Source organism: Variovorax sp., assembly GCF_035634955.1.
Lineage (GTDB): Bacteria > Pseudomonadota > Gammaproteobacteria > Burkholderiales > Burkholderiaceae_C > Variovorax.
Map to the genome: position 1 here is coordinate 172900 of NZ_DASQBZ010000015.1, position 19061 is coordinate 191960.

The 19061-nt window shown below is 68.2% G+C and carries 16 protein-coding genes; 7 read left to right on the forward strand and 9 right to left on the reverse strand.

From position 1 onward, the window contains the following. Positions 1-108 precede the first annotated feature (108 nt). Entirely contained in the window at positions 109-2475 is a 2367-nt protein-coding gene (locus VES41_RS05745) for an NADP-dependent malic enzyme (protein WP_414719039.1), read from the reverse strand. 221 nt (positions 2476-2696) lie between these two features. On the opposite strand from VES41_RS05745, the gene VES41_RS05750 reads away from it, so the two are divergent. Continuing rightward, positions 2697-3716: an SPFH domain-containing protein gene (locus VES41_RS05750; RefSeq protein WP_324814989.1), complete on the forward strand. Its 1020-nt coding sequence runs from the start codon at positions 2697-2699 to the stop codon at positions 3714-3716. Positions 3717-3774: 58 nt separating this feature from the next. On the opposite strand, the gene VES41_RS05755 is transcribed toward VES41_RS05750, so the two are convergent. After that, positions 3775-5163: an aminopeptidase P N-terminal domain-containing protein gene (locus tag VES41_RS05755; protein WP_324814127.1), complete on the reverse strand. Its 1389-nt coding sequence runs from the start codon at positions 5161-5163 to the stop codon at positions 3775-3777. Positions 5164-5589: 426 nt separating this feature from the next. On the opposite strand from VES41_RS05755, the gene VES41_RS05760 reads away from it, so the two are divergent. Next, positions 5590-7389, forward strand: a complete 1800-nt coding sequence (locus VES41_RS05760) for a hypothetical protein (RefSeq protein WP_324814130.1) — start codon at positions 5590-5592, stop codon at positions 7387-7389. A 39-nt stretch (positions 7390-7428) separates the two neighbouring features. On the opposite strand, the gene VES41_RS05765 is transcribed toward VES41_RS05760, so the two are convergent. Further along, entirely contained in the window at positions 7429-8172 is a 744-nt protein-coding gene (locus VES41_RS05765; RefSeq protein ID WP_324814993.1) for a nucleotidyltransferase family protein, read from the reverse strand. A gap of 148 nt (positions 8173-8320) precedes the next feature. Between VES41_RS05765 and tkt the strand changes: the two genes are divergently transcribed. Then, on the forward strand, positions 8321-10372 hold the full coding sequence (gene tkt / locus VES41_RS05770) for a transketolase (RefSeq protein ID WP_324814132.1): 2052 nt from the start codon (positions 8321-8323) through the stop codon (positions 10370-10372). A gap of 53 nt (positions 10373-10425) precedes the next feature. Then, complete coding sequence (gap, locus tag VES41_RS05775; protein ID WP_324814134.1) at positions 10426-11427, forward strand: type I glyceraldehyde-3-phosphate dehydrogenase; 1002 nt, start codon at positions 10426-10428, stop codon at positions 11425-11427. A 70-nt stretch (positions 11428-11497) separates the two neighbouring features. Here gap and VES41_RS05780 read toward each other — a convergent pair whose 3' ends face one another. Both VES41_RS05780 and VES41_RS05785 read right to left on the reverse strand, forming a co-directional pair. Beyond that, on the reverse strand, positions 11498-11806 hold the full coding sequence (locus tag VES41_RS05780; RefSeq protein WP_324814137.1) for a putative quinol monooxygenase: 309 nt from the start codon (positions 11804-11806) through the stop codon (positions 11498-11500). A gap of 113 nt (positions 11807-11919) precedes the next feature. Continuing rightward, entirely contained in the window at positions 11920-13302 is a 1383-nt protein-coding gene (locus VES41_RS05785; protein WP_324814139.1) for an amidase family protein, read from the reverse strand. Between the two features lie 168 nt (positions 13303-13470). Between VES41_RS05785 and VES41_RS05790 the strand changes: the two genes are divergently transcribed. After that, a complete protein-coding gene (locus VES41_RS05790) occupies positions 13471-13878 on the forward strand; it encodes a hypothetical protein (protein ID WP_324814140.1) in 408 nt (135 codons plus the stop codon). Between the two features lie 9 nt (positions 13879-13887). Here the strand turns inward: VES41_RS05790 and VES41_RS05795 are convergent, their stop codons facing one another. Genes VES41_RS05795 through VES41_RS05805 form a run of 3 tightly spaced genes read right to left on the reverse strand, consistent with a single transcriptional unit; the run spans position 13888 to position 16378 of the window. After that, on the reverse strand, positions 13888-14937 hold the full coding sequence (locus VES41_RS05795) for a pirin family protein (protein ID WP_324814143.1): 1050 nt from the start codon (positions 14935-14937) through the stop codon (positions 13888-13890). Positions 14938-14943: 6 nt separating this feature from the next. Then, entirely contained in the window at positions 14944-15420 is a 477-nt protein-coding gene (locus VES41_RS05800; protein ID WP_324814145.1) for a peptidylprolyl isomerase, read from the reverse strand. 52 nt (positions 15421-15472) lie between these two features. Beyond that, entirely contained in the window at positions 15473-16378 is a 906-nt protein-coding gene (locus tag VES41_RS05805; RefSeq protein WP_324814148.1) for a cytochrome c, read from the reverse strand. A 228-nt stretch (positions 16379-16606) separates the two neighbouring features. On the opposite strand from VES41_RS05805, the gene VES41_RS05810 reads away from it, so the two are divergent. Then, positions 16607-17266: a TetR/AcrR family transcriptional regulator gene (locus VES41_RS05810; protein WP_324814150.1), complete on the forward strand. Its 660-nt coding sequence runs from the start codon at positions 16607-16609 to the stop codon at positions 17264-17266. Between the two features lies 1 nt (position 17267). After that, positions 17268-17855, forward strand: coding sequence for a DNA-3-methyladenine glycosylase (locus VES41_RS05815; protein ID WP_324814152.1), 588 nt, complete (start codon positions 17268-17270; stop codon positions 17853-17855). On the opposite strand, the gene VES41_RS05820 is transcribed toward VES41_RS05815, so the two are convergent. Beyond that, entirely contained in the window at positions 17813-19024 is a 1212-nt protein-coding gene (locus VES41_RS05820) for an MFS transporter (RefSeq protein ID WP_324814995.1), read from the reverse strand. The two genes, VES41_RS05815 and VES41_RS05820, sit on opposite strands and share 43 nt — an antisense overlap. Between the last annotated feature and the right edge of the window lie 37 nt (positions 19025-19061).

Here is a 19061-nt window from a genome sequence, read left to right on the forward strand (position 1 = left end):
CAGTGTGCACCACCTGCGCACAAATAGCAAGGGCCTGCCCAATTGTTGAGCAGGCCCCAGTGTGGCTGCAAGTATATGTAAGTGTGTGCTCGCTACTTGGTCAGGCGTTTACCGCTCGACGTTGGCATCCGCGACCGTGAGCGCCGTCATGTTGACGATGCGACGCACGGTTGCGCTGGCCGTCAGGATGTGCACAGGTTTGGCCGCGCCCAGCAGCACCGGGCCGATGGCGATGTTTCCGCCGGCAGCCGTCTTGAGCAGGTTGTAGGAGATGTTGGCCGCGTCGATGTTCGGGAAGACCAGCAGGTTGGCATCGCCGGCCAGGGCGCTGTGCGGCATGATCTCGTCGCGTTGCTTGCCGTCGAGCGCGACGTCGCCATGCATCTCGCCGTCGACCTCGAGCCAGGGCGCCTGCTCGCGCAGCAGCTCGAGCACCTTGCGCATCTTGACCGCGCTCGGGGAATCGCTCGTGCCGAAGTTGGAATGCGACAGCAGCGCGGCCTTGGGCTTGATGCCGAACCGCATCATTTCCTCGGCCGCCATGGTGGTGATCTCGGCCAGCTCGGTCGGGCTGGGGTCGTAGTTGACGTGCGTGTCGACCAGGAAGACCTGCCGGTTCGGCAGCACCAGGCCGTTCATGCAGGCGTAGATCGGCACGTCCTGGGGCGTGCTGGCGCAGCCGCCCGGGCGCTTGCCGATCACCTGGTCGATATAGCGCAGGTGCAGCGCGGTGGTGCCCCATGTGCCGCAGATCATGCCGTCCACGTCGCCCTTGTGCAGCAGCATGGCGCCGATCAGGGTCAGGCGCCGGCGCATCTCGATCTTGGCCACCTGAACCGTGATGCCCTTGCGCTCGGTCATGCGGTGGTAGGTTTGCCAGAAGTCGCGGTAGCGGTGGTCGAAGTCGGTGTTGACCACGTCGTAGTCGACGTCCTGCTTGAGCCGCAGGCCGAACTTCTCGACGCGCTGGGCGATGATCGCCGGCCGGCCGATCAGCGTGGGCCGGGCAATGCCCTCGTCCACCACGATCTGCGCGGCACGCAGGACGCGCTCTTCCTCGCCCTCGCAGTAGGCCACCCGCTTGCGCGGCGCACGACGCGCGGCGTCGAAGATCGGCTTCATCGCCGTGCCCGACGCATAGACGAAGCTCTGCAGCTTGTCGCGGTAGGCGTCCATGTCCTGGATCGGGCGCAGCGCCACGCCGCTGTCGGCGGCGGCCTTTGCCACGGCCGGCGCGATCTTGATCATCAGGCGCGGGTCGAAAGGCTTCGGGATGAGGTATTCCGGGCCGAAGCTCAGCGACTCGCCAACGTAGGCGGCCGCCACGCGCTCGCTTTGCTCGGCCTGCGCCAGGTCGGCAATGGCATGCACCGCGGCGATCTCCATCTCGTCGGTGATGGTGGTCGCGCCCGAGTCGAGCGCGCCGCGGAAGATGTACGGGAAGCACAGGACGTTGTTGACCTGGTTCGGGTAGTCCGTGCGGCCGGTGGCCATGACCACGTCGTCGCGCACCGCCCGCGCGTCTTCCGGCGTGATTTCCGGATTGGGATTGGCCAGCGCGAAGATCACCGGCCGCGCGGCCATGCGCTGGACCATCTCCGGCTTGAGCACGCCGCCTGCGGACAGGCCCAGGAACACGTCGGCGCCTTCGATGACCTCGCCCAGCGTACGGGCGGAGGTGTTCTGCATGTACTGCGCCTTGTCCTCGTCCATCAGCTCGGTGCGGCCCTGGTAGACGACGCCCGCGAGGTCCGTGACGTACACGTTCTCGCGCTTGAGGCCCACCTTCAGCAGCAGGTTCAGGCAGGCCAGCGCCGCGGCGCCGGCACCGGAGGTCACCAGCTTCACGTCGCCGATGTTCTTGCCCACGACCTTCAGGCCGTTGAGCATGGCGGCGGCCACCGTGATGGCGGTGCCGTGCTGGTCGTCATGGAAGACCGGAATGTTCAGCCGCTTGCGCAGTTCGCGCTCGACGTAGAAGCAGTCGGGCGCCTTGATGTCCTCGAGGTTGATGGCGCCGAAGGTGGGCGCCAGCGCCGCGATCACGTCGACCAGCCTGGCCGGGTCCTTCTCGTCGATCTCGATGTCGAAGACATCGACGGCGGCGAACTTCTTGAACAGGACGCCCTTGCCCTCCATCACGGGCTTGGCGGCCAGGGGGCCGATGTCGCCCAGGCCGAGCACGGCGGTACCGTTCGTGATGACGGCCACCAGATTGCCGCGCGAGGTGTACTTGAAGGCGTTGACCGGATCCTTGACGATCTCCTCGCACGGTGCCGCCACGCCCGGCGAGTAGGCCAGCGCCAGGTCGCGCTGGTTGATCACCTGCTTGGTCGGCATGATGGCGATCTTGCCGGGCGTCGGGAACTCGTGGTACTCGAGTGCGGCGCGGCGCAGCTGCATGCGCTTGTCTTCGGCGCTCACGGTGGACGTGGTGGAAGCGGCCGGCGTGCCGTTTTCGTTCGGACTGGACATGGGGCAATTGACTCCTGCAGCCGTTGCTCTCCATGGCGCCATGCCTTGCGTGCCTGCGGCTGTCGTTGTGACGTGCTGGCCCGGGTGGCCAGGGGGCGCCGATTGTAGACCCCGCCTGCAAGGCGCGTCGCGGCTGGGGCTGTGCGCTATGGCAAGATCGCCGGCCGGGCCGCCGCGCGGCACCTGCAATGGCCCCTCAAATGCCCTCAAAGGAGTGCGACATGGCGCTGGTGGATTTCATCAGAAAGCAGTTCATTGACATCATCCAATGGACCGAGAGCGGCGACGGCACGCTGGCCTGGCGCTTTCCGATGCAGGAGATGGAGATCCAGCACGGCGCCTCGCTGACCGTGCGCGAGTCGCAGGTGGCGCTGTTCGTCAGCGAAGGCCGGGTGGCCGATCTCTTCGGCCCGGGCACGTACAAGCTCACGACCCGGACGCTGCCGGTGCTGACCTACCTCAAGAACTGGGACAAGCTCTTCGAATCGCCGTTCAAGAGCGACGTCTATTACTTCAGCACGCGCCAGCAGCTCGACTGCAAGTGGGGCACGCCGCAGCCGGTCACGGTCCGCGACAGCGAATTCGGCGCGGTGCGGCTGCGCGCGTTCGGCAACTATGCCTACCGGGTGGCGGATGCCAAGCGCTTTCACACCGAGATCTCCGGCACCCGTCCGTCCTACGAGGCCGAAGATCTCGACGGGCAGCTGCGCGGGCTCGTGCTGCAGAACATCAGCAACGCCATCGCCGCCAGCGGCGTGCCTTTCCTGGACCTGGCGGCCAGCCAGAACCAGTTCGCACAGGCATTGACCGCCCAGCTCGCGCCCGAGTTCGAGCGTCTTGGCCTCGAGCTCGAAAGCATGACCGTGCAGAACGTGTCGCTGCCCGAGACGCTGCAGCAGGTGCTGGACCAGAAGATCGGCATGGGCATGGTGGGGCAGGACATGGGCCGCTTCATGCAATACCAGGCGGCGCAGGCCATCCCCAGGATGGCCGAAGGCGGCAGCCAGGGCGGCGGCGTCGCCGGCGACGCGATGGGCCTCGGCGCGGGCGTGGCGTTGGGACAGCTGGTGGCGCAGAACCTGGCGCAGGGGCTGCAGGCCCGCCCACCCGAAGTCGCCGCAGTCAGCCCGGCAGATGTCATGAGCACGCTGGAGCAGCTTGGCGAGCTCAGGGCCAAGGGCATCCTCACTCAGGAAGAGTTCGACGCCAAGAAAGCCCAGTTGCTCAAGAAGCTGGTGTGAGCTCCGCCGCGGGCGGGCGCCGCGGCGAAACCCACCCGGGCCGCGCGCTGCCCGCGCGTCAGCCGCGCATCAAGGCCTCGATCTCGTCCGCCTTCACCGGCACGCCGCGGGTGATGAGTTCGCAGCCGCCGTCGGTCACCACTGCGTCGTCCTCGATGCGGATGCCCAGGTTCCAGAATTCTTCGGGCACGTCCTCGGTGGGCCGTACATACAGGCCGGGCTCGATGGTCAGCACCATGCCCGGGCGCAGGATCCGGCTCGGGCGGTTGACCACCAGTTCGCCCGAAAGCGGATCGCGCCGCTCGGCGGTCTGGTCGGCTTCGCCGGGCTCGACGTAGCTGCCGCAATCGTGCACGTCCATGCCCAGCCAGTGGCTGGTGCGGTGCATGTAGAAGGGGAAGTAGGCGCGCTGCGCGATCACGTCCTCGGCCGAGCCGACCTTGCCGGCGTCGAGGATCTTCAGGTCGAGCAGGCCCTGGGCCAGCACCTTCACCGTCGCCTCGTGCGGGTCGTTGAAGCGGGCGCCTGCACGCGTGGCGGCAACCGCCGCGTCCTGGCTGGCCAGCACCAGGTCGTACAGCGCGCGCTGCGGGCCGGTGAAGCGGCCGTTGGCCGGAAAGGTGCGGGTGATGTCGCTCGCGTAGCTGTCGAGCTCGCAGCCGGCGTCGATCAGTACCAGTTCGCCGTCGCGGACCGGCGCTACGTCCGCGCGGTAGTGCAGCACGCAGGCGTTGGCACCGGCTGCCACGATCGAGCCGTAGGCCGGGTACTGGGAGCCGCCAAGGCGGAACTCGTGCAGCAGCTCGGCGTCCAGGTGGTACTCGCGCACCTCGCGGCCTTCGCGCAACATCCGGGCCGATGTCTGCATGGCACGCACGTGCGCACGGGCGCTGATCGATGAGGCCTTTCGCATGACATCGAGCTCGTGCGCGTCCTTGATGAGCCGCATTTCGTCAAGTGGACCGCACAAATCGCGCTGCTCCTGCGGACAAATTGCGCCCTGCCGCACGCGGCCGCGAACGACCGCCAACCACTCGTCCACGCGTGTCTCCAGGCCCTTGTGGGTCGCGAAGTTGTACCAGACGGTCGTGCGGTTCTCGAGCAGGCGCGGCACTTGCTTGTCGAGTTCGAAAACGGACCAGGCCGCGTCCACCCCCAAGGCCTCGGGGGCGGCCTCCGGTCCGAGCCGATAGCCGTCCCAGATCTCGCGTTCGAGGTCCTTGGGCGCACAGAAGAGGGTGCTGCGACCGTTGCCTTCCAGCACGAGCCAGGCGTTGGGCTCGGTGAAGCCGGTCAGATAGTAGAAGTAGCTGTCATGACGGAACAGGAAGTCGCTGTCCCGGTTGCGCTGACGCTCGGGCGCCGTCGGCACGATGGCGACGCCGTGTGGACCAAGTTCCGCGGCCAGCCGCGCGCGGCGCTCTGCATAGGGAGTTGAGTTCGTCATGGCGACACGATGCCATACGTTTGTAACAGATGCCTGTTGTTCGTTGGTTGACCAGTGCAATTGTTTGAAAGAACGATTGCCCGACAACGTCAACTCAATAGAACATATTGGTTATGTCAAAAGTAGGATATTGTCTTGAAAGTAATTAAGAAATTCGCGTTACTTAAAGGTAGCGCATGGGTGTCCGCACTGCTCGTGCTCAGTGCCTGCGGCGGCGGTGGAGGAGGAGAAAGCGGCAGCGTCAGCGGAACGGCCAGCGGGTCGAACGGGTCAGTCTCCGGCTCATCGGGAACGCAATCGGACGCGCAAGCGTCGTCACAGGCGCCCGGAGCTTCCGATTCGTCGACGGCCGCGCCTACGCCGGTCGCCGCGGTGCCCGCGCCCGTGCCCGCGCCGCCTCCAGCCGCTGCACCGCCGTCCGTCCCCGTGGCAGCGAACGGAGCGGCCGTCAGCGGCGACATCGTCAACGCGAGCGGCCAGATCGACCCGGCCGCCTACGTGGCGATGGCCGGCAAGCTGAGTACCGATGCCGGCATCGCCTATCGTTATGGCAACCTGCCCGGCACGCAAGCCGCAGCCACGACGACCACCTGGTACAAGAGGACCGACACAGTCCGCATCCACGCCTCGGACGGCGGCGACTGGCAAGTCGGCGGGCCCGATCTACCCGACGTGGGCGACTACTTCCAGAACTGGTCGAACATGCTCTTCGTGGCGGACGCGCCGACCACCAACGTGGGCGTCGGGACCATCCTGACCGCGCAGACGTCGTTCAACACGTTCACCCAGCGGCCGCAACTGGCGCCGATCCTGACCCGCTACAGCCCCGTGGGTGGCCTCGACGACAGCCAGGGCGCCGCCCTGAATGCGCATTTCCCGGTCGCGCAGGGCCGCTGCTACGGTCGCCCGGGCTGGTGCGTGGGCTCGATCATCGCCTACCAGAACGGCCTGATCTCGACCGCCTACAGCAGCAACACGGCGTCCAACTCGGCCAACCTGCGCCTGCCGGCGAACAAGGTGCCGACTGCGGTGGCCGTCACCAACAGTTCGGAGTTCGCGCTCGTCACTGTGTGGGACACATCGGCCATGAAGGGCCAGATCGCGGTGATCGCGCTCGCCGGTCTGTGTGAAGGCTGTACGGTCTCCACGCCGAACAAGCCCGACTACTGGGGCGAGTGGGGCGCCGCCTACCCGGGCATGCCCAACCTCGGCAACATCGCCTTCATGAAGCTGGTGGGCTTTGTCGACCTGCCCGAGAGCGTGCGTGCGCCCACGGAAATCAGCGTCACCACGGGGTCGAACCCATGGGACGGCAGGCCGCGCGATGCCAACAACCAGTACACCACGCCATACAAGTTCCCGATCACCAACGAGACCAACCGCCAGACCTTCGTCTCGGGCAACAACACCGGTGTGTATCCGCGCGGCGGCATGGCGATCGTGGCTTCGAAGTCTGAGAAGCGGGTCAGCTTCGTCGACCTCAAGCCGCTGTTCGACTACTACCGGTCGATGTACTTCGGTGCCCGCACCGATTTCGACAAGACCGCCAACGTCGGCACGGCAGACAACCAGTGGCCGTTCGCCCTGCCCGAAAGCGCCAAGCCGAAGGTGGTGAATACGCTGGATCTGGGCGCGCGCCCCACCGCCGTCAAGGCCACCCTCTGGGGCGACAACCTGCGCGCCTGGGTGGCCACGCAGGAAGGCAACCTCAGGTTCTTCGACATCAACGGCTATGGCCACGGAACCGGCACGTCGAGCTTCGCCGAAGTGGGGCGCGTGGCGGTCGGCCCCAACCCGACGAGCATCTCGTACTACCGCGCGACCATGAACGACATGGGCAACGACATCAACAACACGTTGCTGGTGCTCTCGCGCGCCGACCGGATGGTTCGCTGGGTCGACTTCTCCGCCGACCACAACAGTGCGACGGTGCGCCGCAACGCGCTGGCGGACAGCCGCATCGTCGACCCGGTCATGATCGAGGACAACGGCAACCACGGCACCGCGATGTGGGTGCTGTCGATGGCCGACTACGGTGGCAAGGCCATCCGCAACTTCCGCTATGGCCCGGTGATCTTCTGGAGCAACCCGGGCGCCTGCCAGCCGCCCAACGGCTGCGGATTGGGGCCGAACAACCTGCCGGCTTCGCAGTACCCCTTCGAGTACGGCGGCGACATGACCCTGCCGGGCAAGCCTTTCGTGATCTCCACGGCCAACGTGCCCTGACGCCGTGCCCGGCCCGCCGAGGCCGGGCCTTGCGTCGCTTCAATCGGCGGCGCCGGTGCGCGGCCCGGGCCCGGGGCCGTCGAGCGCCGCCAGTCTTTGTGGCGTGCCGACGTCCGTCCAGGGCCCTTCGTACAGCTGCGCGCTGACCTTGCCGAGCGCCATCCCCCGGCGCAGCAAGGGCGCCAGCGGCGCCTTCACGCCATTCGCATTGCCTGCCGGGATGTCGCACATCGGCGGCGCGAAGAACTCGGCGCGAACCAACGCGACCGTCGAATAGGTGAAGCGGGGCGCCCCCTGTGGCGGATCGGCCAGCGCGCTGCCGTCCGCCGCGATGCCGAAGTCGCCTCCCGGGTGCTGCGGCGGGTTGGGCACCAGCCACAGGTGCGCCAGCCTGCCGCTTTCGCGAAAACGGGTCACCGCGGACTGCGAGAACTCGAAGCCCGGCATGAAGACGTCGCCGGCGACGATCCAGAACACCGGCGCCAGCCGCGGCAGGGCGCGCACGATGCCGCCGGCGGTTTCCAGCGCAGCGCCGAAGTCGACTCCCTCGTGTGAATACGCGATCGTCACCGGGCCATCCGTGCTGTCGAACCGCGCCCCGAATCGCGCAGGAATCTGTTCGCCCAGCCAGGCGGTGTTGACCAGCACGTCGCGCACACCCCCGCGCGCCAGGCCTTCGAGTGTCCATTGCATGAGTGGCTTGCCGCGCACAGCCAGCAAGGGCTTGGGCGTGGTGTCGGTCAGCGGCCGCATGCGCTCGCCGCGTCCGGCGGCCAGCACCATGGCCTGGGCGAGGGGCTGGCTCAAGGCGCGGCGCCCGCGCGGGGATTCGAGGTGAGATGCAGGGCTTGCATGGCGCCCGACTCTAGCAGCCGGGCCGGGCCGTTAAACTTACGGGTTCTCCCCCAGATTTCCCAGGAAAGCCACACCCATGGCCCAACAAGCCTTGATGGCCAACGCGATCCGCGCGCTGGCGATGGACGCCGTTCAACTCGCCAATTCCGGACACCCGGGCGCGCCCATGGGCATGGCCGACATGGCCGTCGCGCTGTGGGGCGACCACCTGCGCCACAACCCGGCCAACCCGAGCTGGTTCGACCGCGACCGCTTCGTGCTGTCCAACGGCCATGCGTCGATGCTCATCTACGCGGTGCTGCACCTCACGGGCTACGACCTGCCGATCGGCGAGCTCAAGCAGTTCCGCCAGTTGCACAGCAAGACCGCCGGCCATCCCGAGACCGGCATCACCCCCGGCGTCGAAACCACCACCGGCCCGCTGGGCCAGGGCATCACCAACGCGGTGGGCTTTGCACTGGCCGAGAAGCTGCTGGCCGGCGAGTTCAACCGCGACGGCCACAGCATCGTCGACCACCACACCTACGCTTTCCTGGGGGACGGCTGCCTGATGGAGGGCATCAGCCACGAGGCCTGCGCCCTGGCCGGCGCCTGGAAGCTGGGCAAGCTGATCGCCCTGTACGACGACAACGGCATTTCCATCGACGGCCCGGTCAAGCCTTGGTTCATCGACAACACGGCCGAGCGGTTCAAGGCCTATGGCTGGAACGTGATCGGTCCGATCGACGGCCATGACGTGCCCGAAGTCTCGCGCGCCCTCGCCGAAGCCAAGCAGCAGGACGAGCGACCGACACTGATCATCTGCAAGACGCAGATCGGCAAGGGCAGCCCGAACCGCGCCAACACCGCCAAGGCGCACGGCGAGCCGCTGGGCGCCGAGGAAATCGGACTGACCCGCAGCGCGCTGAACTGGCAGCACGCGCCCTTCGAGTTGCCCGCAGCCGCCTACGAGGCCTGGGACGCCAAGAAGACCGGCGCCGCGCACGAAGCCGCATGGAGCGAGAAGTTCGCGGCCTACGCCAAGGCCTTCCCCGACCTGGCCGCCGAGTTCACCCGCCGCATGAAGGGCGAACTGCCCCGCGGCTTCCACCAGACGGCGCTCGACGCCGTGGTGGCCGCGCACACCAAGGCCGAGACGGTGGCCAGCCGCAAGGCATCGCAGATCGCGCTGGAGGCGTTCACCGCCGCCCTGCCCGAACTGCTCGGCGGCAGTGCCGACCTGACCGGCTCGAACCTCACCAACACCAAGAGCACGCCTGCGCTGCGCTTCGGCGCGAAAGGCGAGGTGCTGCGCAGCGAAGGCAACGAGACCAACCCCGACGGGCTGCCCGGGCGCCACATCAACTACGGCGTGCGCGAGTTCGGCATGGCCGCCATCATGAACGGCCTGGCGCTGCATGGCGGCTTCATTCCTTACGGCGGTACCTTCCTGACCTTCAGCGACTACAGCCGCAACGCCATCCGGATGGCGGCGCTGATGAAGCAGCGCGTCGTGCACGTGTTCACGCACGACTCGATCGGCCTGGGCGAAGACGGTCCGACGCACCAGTCGATCGAGCATGCGGCCAGCCTGCGCCTGATTCCCAACCTGGACGTCTGGCGTCCGGCCGACACCGCAGAAACCGCCGTGGCATGGGCCATGGCGCTGCAGAACGCCACGCGGCCGACGGCGATGCTGCTGTCGCGCCAGAACCTGCCCTACGCCCCCAAGGGCGACCTGAGCGACATCAGCAAGGGTGCCTACGTGCTGGCCGAACCCGCGCGCGTGGGCCTCAAGAAGAAGGCCCAGGCCGTCATCATCGCCACCGGCTCGGAAGTGCAGCTGGCGCTCGCCGCCCAGGAACAGCTCGCGGCGCGCAAGATCGCCGTGCGCGTTGTCTCCATGCCCTCGACGACCACCTTCGACCGCCAGGACCTGGCCTACAAGAAGCGCGTGCTGCCGGCCGGCCTGCCACGCGTGGCCGTCGAGATGGGCGCCACCGACGGATGGTGGAAGTACGGCGTGGCCGCCGTCGTGGGAATCGACACCTACGGCGAGTCGGCGCCCGCGGGCGTGCTGTTCAAGCATTTCGGCTTCACGGCGGAGAACGTCGCCGCCACGGTGGAGGCGGCGCTGCGCCGGCGCTGAGCCCGCGGCCTGTCCATTCACCTGACTTTTTCAACTTCAGCAGGAGCATTTACATGGCTATCAGGATCGGCATCAACGGCTTCGGCCGCATTGGACGCATGGTGTTCCGCGCCGCGGTGCAGAACTTCAAGAACGACATCGAGGTGGTCGCCATCAACGACCTGCTCGAACCCGACTACCTGGCCTACATGCTCCAGTACGACTCGGTGCATGGCCGCTTCAAGGGCGAGGTCAGCGTCGAGGGCAGCAACCTCGTGGTCAACGGCAAGTCGATCCGCCTGACCGCGGTGAAGGACCCCGCCGAGCTCAAGTGGGGCGAGGTCGGCGCCGACGTGGTGATCGAATCCACCGGCATCTTCCTGACCAAGGAAGGCGCGCAGAAGCACATCGACGCCGGCGCCAAGAAGGTGATCATGTCCGCGCCTTCGAAGGACGACACCCCCATGTTCGTCTACGGCGTCAACGACAAGACCTACAAGGGCGAGGCCATCATCAGCAACGCCAGCTGCACCACCAACTGCCTGGCCCCGCTGGCCAAGGTGCTCAACGACAAGTGGGGCATCAAGCGCGGTCTGATGACCACCGTGCACGCTGCCACCGCCACGCAGAAGACCGTCGACGGCCCGAGCAACAAGGACTGGCGCGGCGGCCGCGGCATCCTGGAGAACATCATCCCCAGCAGCACCGGCGCGGCCAAGGCGGTGGGCGTGGTCATCCCCGAGCTGAACAAGAAGCTGACCGGCATGTCCTTCCGCGTGCCGACCTCCGACGTCTCGGTGGTCGACCTCACGGTCGAACTGGTCAAGGAAGCCAGCTACAAGGACATCTGCGCCGAGATGAAGGCACAGAGCGAAGGCGCCATGAAGGGCGTGCTGGGCTACACCGAGGACAAGGTGGTCGCCACCGACTTCCGCGGCGACCCGCGTACCTCCATCTTCGACGCCGAGGCCGGCATCGCGCTCGACAGCACCTTCGTCAAGCTGGTGAGCTGGTACGACAACGAATGGGGCTATTCGAACAAGTGCCTCGAGATGGTCCGCGTGGTCAGCAAGTAGGCGGTCCGGATCTCCACGAAAAAAGGCGCGCCCCGGGCGCGCCTTTTTTCGTTGGCCGCTCGCGAAGGCCTCAGACCGGCTCGAGGACGTGGATCACCCGGTTGGCCAGCAGCTCCTTGGTCCTTGCGGCATAGGCCTGCATGTGGGCCGAGGCGCCATGCGCCTGCAAGTCGGCCAGCGAGGCCCACTTCTCGACCACCATGAAGGTGTCGTCGCCCAGCGAGCCCTTGGATGGCGGCAGGCCCTTGGCATCGACGACGGCCTGGTATTCGATGCAGCCCTGCTCGGCCAGCACGGCCGGGACATTGGCCTTGAAGGCTTCCAGAACGGCGGCTCGCTGGCCGGGCTTGGCGGTGATGACGGCGACGACGTGGATCATGGACGAGGGTCTCCTGGTGGCATGGGATGGAAGGAATCCGCCAGTGTGCCGCAGCGCGCCGCGCCGGCCCGGCACGTGCGGGACAGCGCGTCCGCCGTTCGTCCGCCGTTCGCTCAGGCTGCCGCCAGCAAGCGGGCCAGCGCGATGGTGGTGCGGTCTTCCAGGTACGGCCCGACGATCTGCACGCCCAGAGGCAGACCCTGCGCATCCCGGGCCAGCGGCGCGACGGTGGCGGGCAGGCCCGCGTGCGACGCCATCGTGCTCCAGGCCCCCTGCGCCCCGAACCGCGTGGCCGCACCGTCGATCGTCAGCATGCGCGCGTCCCAGTCGGACGCTTCCTGGTGCGGGAATGCGGCGCAGCCGAATGGCGGGCACAGCAACGCGTCGAACTCGCCGAAGAAGGCGCGCCACTGCACCCGCAAGGCGTCGCGCCGGGCGATCAGGCCGATCCAGTCGTGCGCACTCAGGCGCGTGCTGCCGCCTGGCTGGACGGCGGACAGGACGGTGTTGATGAAGGTTCCGTAGTCCTTGCTCAGCGACTGCAGGTCGGGCAGCCGGGGGCTTTGCCGCGCCACCGTTGCGCCGGCCGCCTCGAGCCGGGCCGCCAGCGATTCGAGGGCGTCGCGCATGTCGTGCGAGCACTCGGCCGCCGGATGCGCCGCGAGCACCAGAACGCGGAAGTCGCGCAGCTGGGCATGGCGCGGCGGGGGCAGGCGCACGGACCAGGCAGCCGAATCCGGAACGTCGGCGCCGGTCAGCACGTCCAGCGCAAGATCGAGGTCCTGGGCCGTTCGCGCCAGCGGCCCGATCACGCCCGGGCGGTCCCCCGGGTCCTGCTCCGTGCCGGGGAAATCGTGGCCGCGCGTGGGCAGCACGCCCACGCTGGGCTTGTGTCCGTACACGCCGCAGAAATGCGCCGGCACGCGGATCGAGCCGTACAGGTCCGAGCCCAGTTCCAGCGCCACCATGCCGGCCGCCAACGCAGCGGCACCGCCGCCGGAGGAACCCCCGGGCGTGCGCGTCGGGTCGTGCGGATTCACCGTGCGCCCGTGGATCGGGTTCTCGCATTGCCAATCGCTCAACGCGACCGGCACGTTGGTCTTGCCCAGGATCACCGCGCCGGCGGCCTTGAGCCGCTGCACCGCCACGGCGTCATGCTTCGGACGGAAGTCGCGCAGGTCCGGCAGCCCCCACGAAGTGGGCAGGCCGGCGACGTTGAACGACTCCTTGACCGTCATCGGCACGCCCAGCAGCGGCAGCCGTTGCCCCTGCGCCCGCAGCGCGTCGGCGGCCCGGGCCTGCTCGCGCGCGCTGTCGAAGTCGCGCAGCACCACCGCGTTGATCGCGCCGTCGAGCGCCTCGACGCGGCCAATGGCCGCCTCGCACAGCGCCTGTGCGCTGACACGTCCTTCATGGATGGCGTGGGCGCAGGCGCTCGCACCGGCAGCAATCAGGGTCTCGGGATCTGTCGGGTCGAGTTCGTCCGTGTCGTTCATCGGAGCGTTTCCGGAAGTCGCATCGACGGATTGTGGTCCCGGTCGGCGGCGCCTGGATAGCTCTGGCAATGCACCCTTTCGCCGCCGTCGTCAAGACGAATTCGGATGATGCAGCGCACGCTATCGTGCGGCTACCCTGGCCGCTCCATCTCAAGAAGGAGCGCCGCCATGCGACTGCCATTGGTATTGCCGCTTTGCCTGATTGCCGCGGTGCCGGCGCTCTGCCCGGCACAGGACGCTCCTGAACGCACATACCTGACAAAACAGGAGGTAGAGCAGACATTGATTGGCAAGCCGCACACCTTCAAGGCGTCGAACGGCAGCCTGATCAAATGGGACCTGCGTCCCGATGGAGATCTGTACTACAACAACCTGAGCTACGCGACCAGCGGAGGCAACGGCTCAGGCAAATGGGAGCTCAGGGACGATGGCCAGTTGTGCGTGAAGTGGAACCGTGCCGAAAGCGGCAACGGTGGCTGCAACTACTACTTCAGGAAACCGGACGGAAAGTTCGGGCGCAGTGGCCGCAAGGCGCCCGATGCGAAGGAGAACGCGCAGATCGAGTCGATCGGCTAGGCGGCGGTTCTACCGGTCGGCCGGCTTTTCCTGCCTGCCACCGGGATGGCGCGCAAAGCGCCCCGGCTCGCGGCCATGCACCGGCGCGGCGTCCGGCCAGGGCCAGCCACCGAACTGCGTGCGCCGGTAGTCCTGCATGGCCTGCATGATCTCGGCCTGCGTGTTCATGACGAAGGGGCCGTATTGCGCCACGGGTTCGCCGATCGGGCGGCCTTGGAGCAACAGGCATTCGGCCTCGGCGCCGTCGCCGTTGGCCAATTCCACCGCGACGCGGGCATCGAGTTCGATGGCCGCCGGCCCCTCGATCGCCTGGCCGGCGGCACTCAGCACGCCGCCCTTGAAGAAGTAGAGCATGCGGCGCGTGCCGGTCGCGCGGGCGGCCGGCAATGTCCATCGGGCGCCGGGCGCCATGCGCAGGGTCCAGATGGCCACGTCCGCGTCGGCCTGTGCCGCCCAGGAATCGGGCGGCGGCGCCAGCGGGGCCGGGGCGGCATCGTCCGCTGCCGATTCCGGCCGGCCGGCGATGCAGGCGATCTCGGTCTCGCGGCCGGCCGCATCGTGCAGGCGCAACCGCGGAATCGCTTCCGACCAGAACATCGTGAAGTGCGGCGTTGCCATCTTGCTGGCGGCCGGCAGGTTCAGCCAGATCTGGAACAGTTCGAGCGGATTGGGCGCATCTGCGCGCAGCAAGGGGAACATCTCGGCGTGCACGATGCCCGCGCCGGCCGTCAGCCACTGAACGTCGCCACCGCCGAAGCGTGCGGCAGCGCCGAGCGAGTCGGCGTGGTCGATCAGGCCCTGGCGCACGATCGTGACCGTCTCGAAGCCGCGGTGCGGGTGCGCGGGAAAGCCCGGCACCACCTCGCCGTGGTACATGCTCCAGCCGTCCTTGCGGCTGAAGTCCTGGCCGATCTCGCGTCCGGCCAGGGCCGTGTCAGGCCCCATGGCTGCATTGCCGCGCGGGTAGGCGTCGTCATGGTGCACGCAGAACAGGAACGGGTCGATGGTCGGCCAGGGAAAGCCCAGCCGCTGAGCGTTCAGAACGGGCGATGCAGACATATCGCCTCAGTGGTGGTGGCCGTGTTCGCCGTGCACGTGGCGGTGCGCGATCTCCTCGGCGGTGGCGGCGCGCACGCCGGTCACCTTGAGCGAGAAGCGCAGGGCCTTCCCGGCCCAGGGATGATTGCCGTCGAGCAGCACCTGGTCGCCCTTGATCTTCTGGACGTAGAAGACGTGCGGTTCGCCCCCGTCGGTCGTTCCCTGGAGCTGGCCGCCGACCTTCACGCCGGGCGGGAACTCGGACTTCGGGATGGTGCGCACCAGCGATTCGTCGCGCAGCCCGAATGCGTCTTCGGGCGCCAGCGCCAGCGTCGTGGCATAGCCGACGGACTGGCCATCGAGCGCGGCCTCGATCCGGGGCAAGGTGTTGTCGTAGCCGCCGTGCAGGTAGGCCATGGGCGTCTTGCTCTGCTCGATCAGCTTGCCGGCGGCGTCGCTCACCTTGTAGCTGATGGTGACGACGGAGTCTTTGGTGATTTGCATGGCCGCCATTGTCTCGCAGCGCCGCCGCCGGCGCCTGCCGAGGGCGCCTTGCTCAACCGCCGGAGCGCGCGGGGAGGTTGCTCAGGTACAGGTACAGCGCGCGCACGTCCACGTCGTTCATCTGCGACAGCGAGTCGAACGGCATCACCTGGATCGCCGAGCCGTCCGGCCGGCGTCCGGACTTGAACATCGCGGCAAAGGCCTCGGCACTGCCGTAGCGGGGCATGGCAGAGCCTTCGCCCGGCGCCAGGCGGGCAGCCGCCGGCCACTCCGGCGGTCCGCCCGGAATGCGGCCGCCGGCCAGGGCCGCGCCGTGACAACCCAGGCACATGTTGGCCACGTAGGCGCCGTGCTCGAGCGACACGGCGTCGGCCACCGGCTTCTCCGGCGCGCGCGCATGGTCGATCTTGGCTGCGGCGTCCTGCATCAGGCCGAAACCGTAGGCGACCCGCACCGGCAGGGGCATCTCGATCACCGCCTTGCCGCCCTGCGTCGGCGGCATGTGCCGCACATAGGCCACCAGCGCGGCGAGGTCGTCGTCCGTGAAGCGGTTGTAGTCTTCGCTCGGCATCACCATCAGCGGCCGCCCCTGCGGATTGACGCCGTGGCGGATCGCACGCACCCAGTCCTCGGCCGCATAGCCGGCGACCACGCTGCCCGGCCCGGGCGCGATGTGCGGCCCGGCGATGCGCAGCCCCTTGCCGTCGTCGATGAAGACGCGGCCATTGCCCTGCGCGCCGTGGCAGTCGACGCAGCCGCGCGAGGCAAAGAGGTAGCGACCGCGGGCGATGGCCGCCTCGTCGTCGCGCAACGCCACGGCCTGCACCGGCACGTCGACCACGCGCGTGCGGCGCCGCTCGGCCATGTGCTCGCCAGCGAACAGGCCGGCGCCGGCCAGCACCACCAGCACCGCCAGCGCCACGCCCGCACGGCGCAGCCAGCGTCGGCCGCGCGTCATGATGCCTCCCGCGCGCCGGCGTTGCCTGCGGGGTCCTCGAAGACGAGGTAGCAGAGCCGAAGATCGGGGCTGGGCGGCGGAGACATTGCTGTTATCCTTAAATTTGATGATGTCGTTGAAAATTGAACGCAACACTCAAAAATGAATATTAGTCAGAATTCATTAACACCGTCAATGCCGCCACTGCCCCCACCTTTGGCCTATGGCTTGACCAGCCTCGCGCCAGGAATGCCCAAGCGCGAGCGCACGCGCGCCCAGCTTGCCGGGGCGGCGATCCAGGTGTTCGCCGCGCGGGGCGTGCTCGGCGCCACCGTCCAGGAAATCGCGGACGTGGCCGGCGTGACCACCGGCACCGTCTACAACCATTTCAAGACGAAGGAAGAGGTGCAGCGCGAAGTCGCCGTGCGGCTGGCCACGACGCTGTGCCAGCGCATCGTGGAAAGCCAGACCGGCGTGAAGGACGGCGCCGAACGCATGGCCATCGGCGGGCGCCGCTACGTCTGGCTTGCCGAGGTCGCGCCGGCCTGGGCGATGCTGATGCTGGACGTGGCCGCCACCGTCCCGGAACTGATGGCGCACGTCCTCCAGTACGTGCTGGCCGACCTGCGGCTGGGCGTGCGCCAGAAGTCGTTCCGCATCGCCAGCGAGCCGGTGGCGATGGATCTCATTGGCGGTGCCGGCATGCAGGCCATGCGCAGCGTGGCCATGGGGCTGGCGCCGGCCGGGCACGGGGCCGCCATGTCGGCCTGCGTGCTGCGCGCACTGGGCGTGCCGTTCGACAAGGCCGAGCGCATCGCGCATCGGCCGCTGCCGGACTTTCCCGTTGTCGTGGTCGAGCCGACGCCGAAACCTGCGCCCAAGCGCCGCGCGGCGCGCAAGGTGGCCTGACGTGGTGCGGCCGATTGCAGGCATCGACTTCGGCGCCGATGCGCACGAAGTGGCACGGCGGCTGATCGGCGTCACGCTGCTCGTCGACGGCGTGGGCGGCCGCATCGTCGAGACCGAGGCCTACGACCGCGATGACCCGGCCTCGCACGCCTTCGCCGGACCGACGCAGCGCAACGCCGCCATGTTCGGGCCGCCCGGCCGCGCTTACGTGTACCGGTCGTACGGCATCCACTGGTGCCTGAATTTCGTCTGCCGCGAAGCGGGGCACGGCGCCGGCGTGCTGATCCGCGCGCTGGAGCCGACCCATGGGCTGGCCACCATGCATCGGCGCCGCGGCGTCCAGGACGAGCGGCTGCTGTGCGCCGGGCCGGGCCGGGTCGGCCAGGCGCTGGCGATCGACCCGATGTTCAACGGCAAGCGCCTGGATGCTGCGCCCTTTCGCCTGCTTGCGGTCGACGGCGCGGCGCCTGCACTCGTTGTCGGGCCGCGCATCGGGATCTCGAAGGCCGTGGAACAGCCGTGGCGCTTCGGCGAAGGCGGCTCGCGCTACTGGAGCCGGCCCTTCCCGATCGCGCCGGCGGACGGCTGAGGCGCCGGCCGCGGCAACCAGGCGAACGCGCATGCGCCGGCGGCCAGCAGTGCGGCAATCGTCAGCAGCACCGCGAAGAAAGGGTCCAGGCCATGCGACTTGGCCCACGAGGCGACGGCGCCGGTGAACCACTGCATCACGGCCACGCCCAGGAACATGGCCATGGTGAACAGGGCCAGGGCGCGGCCGGCCATCTCGGGCGGATAAGCGGCCTTGGTGTCGGCGTACTGCAGCACGATGTAGCCCGACAGGACGCCCACCAGCAGCATCACCGCCACGTCGACCGTTGCCGTCGGCGCCAGGGCCATCAGCAGGAAGCCGGCCGCCACCACTGCCGTGAAGCCGACGATCCAGCGCCGGCGGCTGGCCGGCCCGGGGTCTAGGCGGCCGAACAAGGGTGGCCCGAACATGCCCACCACCGACACGATCAATGCGATGTTGCCGCTTTGCACCAGCGAAAAGCCGTGCCGCTCGACCAGCAGCGGACCGAGCCACAGCCCGCGCAGCGAGATGAACGCGGCGTAGGTCACCGAGGCCAGCAGCAGGATGCCCAGCGTGTGCGGCAGCGCGAACAGCGCGCCATAGCTCTTGAGCGCGTCCCACATGGAGGGCGCCGGCCCGTGCGCGGGCAGCGCAGGTTCGTGCACCTTCCAGGCCATCAGCAGCCATGCGGCCAGCGAGCACAGCGCCAGCGCGATGAAGCCGGCGCGCCAGGATGCCGCGTCGACCAGCCAGGCCAGCGGCGTGCCGGTCAGCAGCATGCCGATCGAACCCACGCCCATCGTCAGGCCCGACACGGAGGCAAATCGCTCGGGCGGAAAGTGGCGGGCGATGAACACGGTGCACACCAGGAATGCCGGCGCGCAACCCACGCCGATCAATACCTGGCCGAGCACGAGCATCGGGAAGCTGTGCGCCAGCGCCGACAGCAGCGCGCCGGCCATGGCGAACGGAAAGGCAACGAGCACGGTGCGGCGCAGGCCGTGCACGTCGATGCCCATGCCCATGAAGAACTGCAGCGCGCCGAACGCAAAGTGGAATGCACCGGCGAAGACGCCGAGCTGCTGCGCGGAAAGGTGGAACTCGGCCTGCAGCGGGGGCGCCAGGATGGCCGCCACGGTACGAAATGACTGGCTCAGGGCAAAGGCGCTGCACAGCGCCAGGAGCATCACCCAGGCGGATGCGGGTGAGCCGCCAGCCGTTCTA

Coding starts and splice junctions, on each gene's coding strand:
- VES41_RS05745 (WP_414719039.1), bottom strand. CDS start 2,475: ATGTCCAGTCCGAACGAAAACGGCACGCCGGCCGCTTCCACCACGTCC.
- VES41_RS05750 (WP_324814989.1), top strand. CDS start 2,697: ATGGCGCTGGTGGATTTCATCAGAAAGCAGTTCATTGACATCATCCAA.
- VES41_RS05755 (WP_324814127.1), bottom strand. CDS start 5,163: ATGACGAACTCAACTCCCTATGCAGAGCGCCGCGCGCGGCTGGCCGCG.
- VES41_RS05765 (WP_324814993.1), bottom strand. CDS start 8,172: ATGGTGCTGGCCGCCGGACGCGGCGAGCGCATGCGGCCGCTGACCGAC.
- tkt (WP_324814132.1), top strand. CDS start 8,321: ATGGCCCAACAAGCCTTGATGGCCAACGCGATCCGCGCGCTGGCGATG.
- gap (WP_324814134.1), top strand. CDS start 10,426: ATGGCTATCAGGATCGGCATCAACGGCTTCGGCCGCATTGGACGCATG.
- VES41_RS05780 (WP_324814137.1), bottom strand. CDS start 11,806: ATGATCCACGTCGTCGCCGTCATCACCGCCAAGCCCGGCCAGCGAGCC.
- VES41_RS05785 (WP_324814139.1), bottom strand. CDS start 13,302: ATGAACGACACGGACGAACTCGACCCGACAGATCCCGAGACCCTGATT.
- VES41_RS05790 (WP_324814140.1), top strand. CDS start 13,471: ATGCGACTGCCATTGGTATTGCCGCTTTGCCTGATTGCCGCGGTGCCG.
- VES41_RS05795 (WP_324814143.1), bottom strand. CDS start 14,937: ATGTCTGCATCGCCCGTTCTGAACGCTCAGCGGCTGGGCTTTCCCTGG.
- VES41_RS05800 (WP_324814145.1), bottom strand. CDS start 15,420: ATGCAAATCACCAAAGACTCCGTCGTCACCATCAGCTACAAGGTGAGC.
- VES41_RS05805 (WP_324814148.1), bottom strand. CDS start 16,378: ATGACGCGCGGCCGACGCTGGCTGCGCCGTGCGGGCGTGGCGCTGGCG.
- VES41_RS05810 (WP_324814150.1), top strand. CDS start 16,607: ATGCCCAAGCGCGAGCGCACGCGCGCCCAGCTTGCCGGGGCGGCGATC.
- VES41_RS05820 (WP_324814995.1), bottom strand. CDS start 19,024: ATGCTCCTGGCGCTGTGCAGCGCCTTTGCCCTGAGCCAGTCATTTCGT.